The sequence below is a fragment of the Actinoplanes subglobosus genome (assembly GCF_042650585.1).
Classification (GTDB): domain Bacteria; phylum Actinomycetota; class Actinomycetes; order Mycobacteriales; family Micromonosporaceae; genus Actinoplanes; species Actinoplanes subglobosus.
Genome location: NZ_JBHSBL010000008.1, coordinates 64,233 through 73,379, shown reverse-complemented (window position 1 = coordinate 73,379; position 9,147 = coordinate 64,233). Strand labels below are relative to the sequence as shown.

General features: G+C 72.2%; 5 protein-coding genes. 4 read left to right on the top strand and 1 reads right to left on the bottom strand.

Annotation, left to right across the window (positions count from 1 at the left end; translation table 11 throughout):
• Nucleotides 1–183: 183 nt before the first annotated feature.
• From ACFO0C_RS10365 to ACFO0C_RS10350, 4 genes are all read left to right on the top strand, one after another.
• A complete protein-coding gene (locus ACFO0C_RS10365) occupies nucleotides 184–1,377 on the top strand; it encodes a hypothetical protein (protein ID WP_378066367.1) in 1,194 nt (397 codons plus the stop codon).
• On the top strand, nucleotides 1,377–4,637 hold the full coding sequence (locus ACFO0C_RS10360) for a hypothetical protein (RefSeq protein ID WP_378066366.1): 3,261 nt from the start codon (nucleotides 1,377–1,379) through the stop codon (nucleotides 4,635–4,637). The genes ACFO0C_RS10365 and ACFO0C_RS10360 overlap by 1 nt, the downstream gene beginning before the upstream one ends.
• 55 nt (nucleotides 4,638–4,692) lie before the next feature.
• A complete protein-coding gene (locus ACFO0C_RS10355; protein ID WP_378066365.1) occupies nucleotides 4,693–5,070 on the top strand; it encodes a hypothetical protein in 378 nt (125 codons plus the stop codon).
• Nucleotides 5,071–5,197: 127 nt separating this feature from the next.
• Nucleotides 5,198–7,186, top strand: a complete 1,989-nt coding sequence (locus ACFO0C_RS10350; protein WP_378066364.1) for a beta-1,3-glucanase family protein — start codon at nucleotides 5,198–5,200, stop codon at nucleotides 7,184–7,186.
• A gap of 52 nt (nucleotides 7,187–7,238) precedes the next feature.
• Here ACFO0C_RS10350 and ACFO0C_RS10345 read toward each other — a convergent pair whose 3' ends face one another.
• Nucleotides 7,239–9,041: a S8 family serine peptidase gene (locus ACFO0C_RS10345; protein ID WP_378066363.1), complete on the bottom strand. Its 1,803-nt coding sequence runs from the start codon at nucleotides 9,039–9,041 to the stop codon at nucleotides 7,239–7,241.
• Between the last annotated feature and the right edge of the window lie 106 nt (nucleotides 9,042–9,147).

The following is a 9,147-nucleotide window of genomic DNA, read 5'->3' as shown; positions in this document are numbered from 1 at the left end:
CCGCCCTGGACGCCCGTGCCGAGCAGGCCCGCCGGGAGCTGGCCGTGGACACCGCGCTGGCGTCCCGCGCCGGGCTCGCCGCCGCCGCGGCCACCGACCGCACCGGCCAGTACGTGCGCGGCGACGGGCCGGGCGGCCGCACCCCGGCCCAGCTCTGACGAGACGACGACCAGGGAGTACGACGTGGCCACCACGAACCTGCCGCTGAATCCGTTCGTGTCCAACCGCTACCACTTCGGCATGCTCCTGGGCGTCGCCGACCTCGACACCGAACAGGGCTACCACCGGGGCAAAGGGTGGCTGCACAACGCCTGGATGCACGGGCCGGGCGCGGTGTGGGGCCTGGCCGTCGAGGTGACCCCGGACAACAACGAGGTGGTGGTGCACCCGGGCCTCGCGCTCGACGGCAACGGCCGGGAGCTGCACGTCGGTGAGCGGCTCTGCGTCGACCTGGGACGATGGTTCGCCGAGCGCCGCCCGGAGGACCTCGACGTCACCGAGGACGCCGACGGGAGTGTGCGGTTCACCGTGCACGTGCGGCTCTGTGCCCGGCAGTGCCTGGACCGGCCGGTGCCCGCGGTCAGCGAGACGTGCTCCGGCTCGGACGACGGGACGGCCTATTCGCGTACGGTCGAACAGGCTCTGCCCGAACTGGCCGCCGGACCCGCCCCCGAACGCCCGCTCGGACCCTATCCACGGCTGCGGCACCTGTCCGGTCAGATCGGGACCGTTGCCCCCGGGGACCTGCTGAACGCGCTGCGACGCGCCGCCGCCCTGGACACGATCGACCTGGCCCCCGAGGCCGGGCCGGGCGCCCTGTTCCCGGTCGACGGCGACGGCTGTGTCGTCCTGGCCCAGGTCGACGCCCACCTCCAGCCCGGCCAGGACCGCTGGACGGTGCTCGCCGACACCACCGTCGACAACGCGGTCCGGCCCGCGCACGTGCGGACCGCCACGATCCAGGAACTGTTGTTCGCCCCGCCGGCCGCGCAGCCGTTCCTGGCCACGGCGCCCGAACCGCCCCGGGCCCGCGACGCCGATCTGACCGGCACGCACCTGCGCGTCACGTTCACCCGCCCGCTGAACCCGGCGACGGTGTCCCCCGAGGCGTTCACCGTGACCGCGTTGCGGGCCACCGGCTGGACCACGGTGGCCGTCACCGAGGCCGTACCCGACGACGACGGCACCGCCGTCACCTTGACGCTGCGGGCCGCGCCCCGGGTCCGCCCGGTCCGCGTGGTCGTCTCCGGCGCCGGCCCGGCCCCTCTGCTGAGCGCCGACGGCCGTCCCCTCTCCGGCAGCGAGGCCGACGCCGTCGACGTGGCGTCCGGTGCGGACGCGGCCCTCCTGATCACCGCCACCGAAGGACGAAGCTGATGGCCACCACCCCGCTGGAACTGCTCGGCGCCGGCGCCGGGCTCAGTGTGATCGACCCGGGCACCATCCTGACCCGGCTCTGGTATTTCGACGGCAAGTTCCTGCGGGCCGAAGGGTTCCGCACCGACCAGGACTACGTGCGGTCACTGGCCGCGCTGTCGCACCAGGCCACCGGCAGCGGCGTGGTGCACGGCTACGACGTGAGCCGGCCGGGCGGGGACACGCTGCGGATCACCGGCGGGCTGGCGCTCGCCGGGTCGGGCCGGGTCGCCTACCTGCCCCGGCAGGCCGACCTGAGCATCCGTGACCTGATCGCCCGCTCGTCCGGCGAGGCCGACCCGTCGGAACCCGCGGCGCCCGGAGTCGCCGACTTCCGCCGCTGTGCGCCGGTGGCACCGGCCGGGCCGGACGTCACTCTCGCCGGGCGGCCGCTCTACCTGCTCACGGTGGCCGGAGCGGAGGCGCTCTGCGGTGAGGAGGAACGATTCGGGCAGCTGTGTGCCGACGCCTGCGCCACCGGGACCGACCGGTCGACGGTGGTCGAGGGTGTCACCTTCCGGCTGCGCGAACTCACTCTCACGTTGCCGGTCAGCAGCAGTGTGCCGTTCGACGACCGGCATCTGCGGTCACGGGTCGCGTCGGCCTTCTTCGCGGCGGAACGGGAGGCCGTACCGCCGAGGATCTCCCGGACCGGCCTGGCCACCCCGGTCTGGTGCGCGGGCGCCGCCGCGGCCGGAGGCGACGAGGTGCCGCTGGCCGTCCTCGACCGGGCCGGCGACGTCACCACCCTGCTCGACGCCTGGACCGCCCGCCGCGAGCTGCAGGAGAGCAGCCCGCGCCGGTACTGGCAGTGGCGGATGGCGATGCGGCCCTGGGACGTGTTCCTGGCACAGCTGCTGCAGTTCCAGTGCCAGCTCCTCGACCTCGGTGACGCGACGCCCGAGGACGACCGGCAGGCGTTGCGCGCCGCGGCCGACGCGCTGGGCCGGGTCACGGCAGACCCCGAGGGCAGGATCGCGGCGGTACGGGAGAGGCTCGCCCGTGCCCTCGACGCGGCACCGGCGGCCGGCACCGGATCGTTGCTGCTGGACGCCGGGATCGTCGAGCTGCCCCCGGCCGGATATCTGCCGATCGACGTGACCCGCCCGGTCCAGGACCAGATCCGCGCGTTCGTCGGCCCCGGCGTCGACCTGCGGTTCTGCGTCGCCCGGCCGGATCAGGTGCCGGAGATGCTGCAGGAGGCACAGCACCTGGACCGGATCTCGCTCACCCGCGGCCTCGACGACCCGGACCGCCGGGAGACCGTCGACGTGCTGGTGCCCGACGGCGTGATCGGCACCGCCGCACCCGCGACGACCGCGTTCACCGGAACCGTGCGGATCCTGACCGGCCGGGGCGCCGCCGGGGACGAGTCGGTGCTCGCCCTGTCGACGGTCGCCCGGGACCGGTCCGGGCCGGGCTGGTCGTGGACCGCCGCCGCCTACGGTGAGCTGCCCCGGCAGACGTCGGTCGGTGACCTGGCCCGGGCCTCGGTGGCCGCCCTGTTCGGGCTCGGCGGCGACGACCCGTTCGCGGGCCTGCACCTGCACCCGGACGCCGGCCACGACCGCGGGACCGCGGCGTTCACCGGGCGGCTGACCACCGAGGCCCGCGCGGCGACGGCCCGGCGTGCCACGGTCGCCGGTGCCGCCGCGGGACGGGTACCCGCCGACCGGCCGCTCGCCGACGGTGTGGACCGGCCGGTGATGATGTGGCTGGACGGCTTCACCCGTACCCCCGTCGACCAGCTCGGCATCGGCCGCGGCACCGAGATCGGCGCCCGGTTCACCCTCTACTCCCGGGCCAGCACCCGGCCGGTCCTCAACGACGTCCGCCTCACCGGGAACCTGTTGGTAACCGACGTGCTGACGCTCGCCGACCGCACCGTCGTCCGGTCGGTGGTGAACGGTGTGACCGAGACCCTGACCGCCACGTCCGAGGAGTCCCAGCTGCGGCCGGTCCGCAACATTCCGGTGGTGTGGACGTTCGTCCCGCAGAGCGGCGCGCTGACCGTCGCCGTCGGTGACCCGCAGATGGCGGTGGTCGAGTTGCGGGAGGCGGGCACCCCCCGGCACGTCACCGGTGCGCTGCTGCGCGGCAGCCGGATCGCCGCGCCCCGCCCGATCCCGCTTCCCCGGCCGATCCCCGACCCGGTCATCGGCCCGGCGCTGGCCGCCCTGGAGATGCAGGAGCTGGGCGGGGCGCTGGACCCCGGTTCGGGCGGCCGTCTGCTGGCCGAGTCGGTGATCGCCGTCCTCGGCGCGGAGCTGGCCGCGCCGCACCGCGACCCGCAGTTCACCCGCTACGCCACCGAGCGTCTCCTCGGCGGCCTGGCCGCGACCGGCCCCGAGCAGGTCACCGCGACCGAGGACTGGGTGTTCTTCAGCCGCCGCCGCGACCGGCGCTGCGCCGGGGACGTGCCGGTGACCCCGGTCGAGACGCGCACGTACCGGCTGTTCCACCGTCGTCTGGCGGCCGGCGCAGTCGAGGGCCTCGGATCGTCGCTGCGCGGCGCTGTGGAGGGCTTCGAGGAGGTGGCGACGCTCCAGTTCACGGCCGGACAGGTCACCCTCGCGTCACCGGTTGCCGACCTGCGGGCCGCCTGGCGTGCCACCGACCGCGGCGAGGAGATCACGGTGGCCGCGGTCGGCGACTTCTCCCGCAGCGACGGCCAGCCGATCGCGCTGGGCCGTCTCGCCGCGGTCCGCTCGGTGCTCGCCGACCTGGCCGACAGCAGCGGCGCCGAGGTGAGCTACCTCGACGAGATCCCGGCGCCGTTCCACCAGCCGGGCCTGCACGGCGCCATGTTCACCATCGGCGTAACGCGGCAGGTCACCACGTGCGTCACGATCTTCCGGATGTCCCGGGAGCAGTGGAAACGGGTGATCGAGGTGATGCGCGAGGCGGGCGACACGATGTCGATGAACGACGTCCTGCAACGTGCACAGGCCCCGGACGATCGGTTCGTCGCCTCGCTGACCGGTAACGAGATCACCAACGCCGACGAGATCCTGCGCGCCTGGGACCAGACCGAGACGTTCGAGGCGGTCTTCGCCTGGAACCCGGCCTTCACCGACGAGCAGAAGAAGCAGGCCCTGGAACGGGTCGCCAAGGTGGCCGGCCTGATCCGGGTACGAACCGGTTTCGCCGCCGAACTGAAGGCACAGACCGGCAAATGCGAGGCCGTCATCGTGGTGGCCAACGAGCCGATCTTCAACTGATCTCGTGCAGTTTCCGCACCTATCCGCGCTTTCCTTCGTCTCCTACCCTGGCCGCATGGCCCTCCATCGATGGTTGTGCCGGATCGGCCTGCACGCCCGGGCGGCCTCGCGGCAGGTGGCGGGCACGTGCCGGCGGGAGACCCGGTGTCACCGGTGCGATCGGCTGCTGAAGTCGGTCGCGGTGCACGACTGGGTGATCGGTACCACGAAGAACGCCAGGTGCGCCGGCGACGACACGTGCCGCCGGTGTGCCGAGACGCGTATCGCCTTCCGGCACCGCAACGAGTCCGAGGTCGTCGGGTGTGACCTCGTCACGAGTTGTCTCGACTGCGGCTACCGGCATGTTCGTCAGGGGCAGGTGCACGACGAGGAGGAGGAGTGGCCGTACACCTGCCGCCGGTGCGGTCATTTCTACGACGACGGCGACGCCTGAACACAACAGTAAACATTGACAACTGTTAACAGCTTGGACATGCTCTGAGAGCGCTCTCTAGGCCGGCTGTCGCCCCCGCCACGACCGTCGGCGTGCGCGCCCCGTCCACCGCACCCCTGGAGTCCCCATGGCCACGAGATCCAAGCTGTTGAGCGCCCTCGCCGCGCTGCTGGCGGCGATACCGATCGGCGCGACGGCCACCGCGGCACCGGCCGCTGCCGTCGGCCCGGACCGGCTGCCGGTCACGGTCACCAACAACACCGGACGCGGCGACGCCGTCTACCTGTACGTGATCGGCGTCAACCTGAACACCGGCCGCCTCGGCTACGTCACCAGCGGCGGCACCTTCAACAACTGGCCGGCCGGCTCGCTCCCGCCGTCGCCCGCCCCGGACGTCTCGATCGCCGGCGCCGGCAACGGCGGCAGCACCACCGTCCAGTTCCCGCGCAACTTCTCCGGCCGGATGTACATGTCGCTCGGCCAGAAACTCCAGTTCTTCCTGACCCCGGACGGCCTGGTCCAGCCGGCGCCGTGGGCGTCGGGCGACCCCAACCACGACATCCTGTTCGACTGGAGCGAGTTCACCTACAACGACGCCGGCCTGTGGCTCAACAGCTCGCAGGTGGACATGTTCGCGGTACCGCACGCGGTCAGCGTCACCGGCACCGACGGCAACCGCAGCACCGGCACGGTCGTCGCGAACGGCCGCCAGAACGTCATCGACCAGATCCGGGCACAGTCGGGCTGGGCCAACACCGTGGTCACCCGCGGCGACGGCACCGTGCTGCGGGTTCTCGCACCGGGCAAAGCCGCCGGCGCCGGCCTGTTCAGCGCGACCTACCTCGACTCCTACATCACGAGCGCCTGGAACGCGTACACCGGCAAGACCTTGACCGTGGTGCCGTTCGGCGACCAGCCGAACACCAGATACTTCGGACGGACCTCCGGCAACACCATGGTCTTCACCAACAGCTCCGGCGCACAGGTCGCCTCGTTCAACAAGCCGACCAGCGCCCACGTCTGGGGCTGCGACGGCAACCTCCAGGCCCCGAACGACCTGGTCGTCGGCCCGATCGCACGCACCCTGTGCGCGGCCCTCAACCGCGGCACCCTCGGCACGATCGACACCCAGCCCGGGGGTACGGCGTCCGACTTCTACAAGAGCAACCCCACCAACCAGTACGCGCGGATCATCCACGCGAACATGGTCGACGGTAAGGCCTACGCGTTCGCCTTCGACGACGTCCAGGCCCAGGAATCGCTCGTCTACTCCAACAACCCGACGTCCGCGGGGGTCACCCTCTCACCGTTCACCGGCGGCGGGGGCGGTGGTGGCGGAGGTTCGACCACGGGGTACGCCGTGACGGGCCCCGGCGGTAAGTGTGTGGACGTCGCGGGTGACGACACCGGCGGCAACGGGACGGCCGTACAGCTGTGGGATTGTCAGACTGCGGCCAAGGACCAGCACTGGACGCTGCGCAACGGCACCCTGCAGACGCTGGGCCGCTGCCTCGACGTCGTCGGCAACGCCACCGCCAACGGCAGCAAGCTCCAGCTCTGGGACTGCAACGGCGTCGGCGGCCAGCAGTGGGTCAGCCAGCCGAACGGCACGTTCCGCAACCCGCAGTCCGGCCGCTGCATCGACTCGCCCAACGGCGCCACCGCCAACGGCACCCGCCTGCAGATCTGGGACTGCAACACGTCCGCCGCCCAGAGGTTCGCCTACAACGGCGGGGCCACCAACCTCGCCGCTCCCGGCGGCAAGTGCGTCGACGTGGCCGGCAACGACACCGGTGGCGACGGCGCGGCGGTGCAGATCTGGGACTGCCAGCTCACCGCCCGTGACCAGCACTGGGCATGGACCGGCCAGTCGCTGACCACGCTCGGCCTGTGCCTGGACATCGCCGGCGGCGGCACCGCCAACGGCACCCCACTCCAGCTGCACACCTGCACCGGCAACGCGGCGCAGACCTGGGTCGTCAACGGCAACGGCACGATCAGCAACCCGCAGTCCGGCCGCTGCATCGACTCGCCGAACGGCAACACCGCCAACGGCACCCGCCTGCAGATCTGGGACTGCAACACCTCCGCGGCCCAGAAGTTCGCGAAGGCCTGACGGAACACGGTGAAGGCGGCCGGACGAGTGTCCGGCCGCCTTCGTCCTCCCATCAGACCCGGCCGAAGACCTGCGTCCAGTACGGGGTGCCGTCGGCCTTGGTGACCAGGCCCACGCCGATGGCGATGCTCTGGCAGTTCAGGATGTTGGCCCGGTGACCCGAACTGTTCATCCAGCCGGTCACGACGTCCTGCGGCGTACGGTAGCCCCACGCGATGTTCTCGCCGGAGGCGCCGCTGTAACCGGCCCGGCTCGCCCGGGTGACGAAGTTGCTGCCGTCGGACCCGGTGTGGTCGAAGAAGCCCTTGGTGACCATGTCCGTGCTGTGCGCGCGGGCCGCGGCCGTGAGCCGGTCGTCGGTGCGCGCCGCGGCACAACCGTTGGCGGTGCGCTGGGCGTTGGTCAGCGCGATGACCTGCGCCTCGTAGGCGGCCGTGCCGGACGGCGCGGTGGTGGTCGGCGCTGTGGTCGGCGCCTTCGTCACCGGTGCACCGGTGGTCGGGGCGGTCGTCGGCGCCTTGGTCGTCGGGGCGGTCGTCGGCGCCTTGGTCGTCGGGGCGGTGGTCGGAGCGGTCGTCGGCGCCTTCGTGGTCGGCGCGGTGGTCGGAGCCTTGGTGACCGGAGCGCTGGACGGCGGGGTGGTCTTCGGCGGGGTCACCGCGGTGACGGACGCCAGCGCGGCGACCGGGTCGATACGGCCGTTGCCGTAGTCGTTGTCGAAGCCCGGCGTGCCGAGGTCGACGGCGGTCTTCTCCAGCGCGGCCTCGATCTGGTCCGGCGTGAGCGACGGGCTGGCGCTCTTGAGCAGCGCGGCCGCGGCGGCGACATGCGGCGACGCCATCGAGGTGCCGTTCATCGTCTTGTAGCCCGATCCACCGCGCCGCGTCGGGTAGGTACTCAGGATGTTGCTGCCCGGCGCGGCCACGTCGACGTAGTTGCCGGCGTTGGAGTAGCTGCCGTACCGGTCGTTGCCGTCGGTCGCGGCCACCGCGATCACGCCGGCGTCAGCCGCCGGGTAGGAGGTCGGGCTGCCCTGCCCACGGCTGTTGCCGACGGCCGCGATCACCGTGACGCCTTTGCCCCGGGCGTACTTGATCGCGTTGCTGACCGCGGTGACCTTCGTCGTCGAGCCGAGCGACAGGTTGATGATCTGCGCGCCGTGGTCGGCGGCCCAGACGATGCCCTCGGCGGCGTCGGCCATGTTGCCGCTGCCGTTGGCGCCGAGCACCTTGACCGGGAGGATCTTCGTGTCCGGGGCCATGCCGGCGACGCCGACACCGTTGCCGGTGATCGCCGCGATCGTCCCGGCGACGTGCGTGCCGTGGCCGTGGTCGTCGGTGACCGGGCCGGCCTTGTCGGTGATGGCGTCGTAGCCGCTCAGCACGTTCCCGGCCAGGTCCGGGTGCCGCGAGTCGACACCGCTGTCGATGACCGCCACGGTGACGCCCGCCCCGGTCGACTTCTTCCAGGCCTCGGCGACCTTCAGCTTGGTGAGATCCCACTGCTGGTCCCGGTTCGGGTCGGTGCCGGTGGGGACCCCGTAGGCGTACATCGGAGCGTCGACCTCGACACTCACCGCGTCGACGGTGTCCTGGCCGTCCTCGACCAGCCGCACCGCCGCCTGTCTGTCGGTGGCCTCCTTGACCGTGACCACGGGACGCCCGTCCGGTCCGACCGTGGTCGTGACCACCCGCGCCGGCTGCGCCACCGAGACGGTGGCCGGCAGCAACTCGTCCGGGCTCGCGGTCAGGCCGTAGGTGACCGGCTCCCAGCCCACCGAACCCGTCGGCAGGGCGACCGCGCCGATCGCGGCCAGCGCACCCGCGGCGGCGGCAGCGACGACATACCTGCGCATCTGAGCCTTCATTATTACGGCCTCCCCTTCGAATGACTGACTCGAGCCAGATTCGAAGGGGCCGGTTGTGGCCGGAGATGCCGGTCCGGTGCGCTTCGGTAGCAAG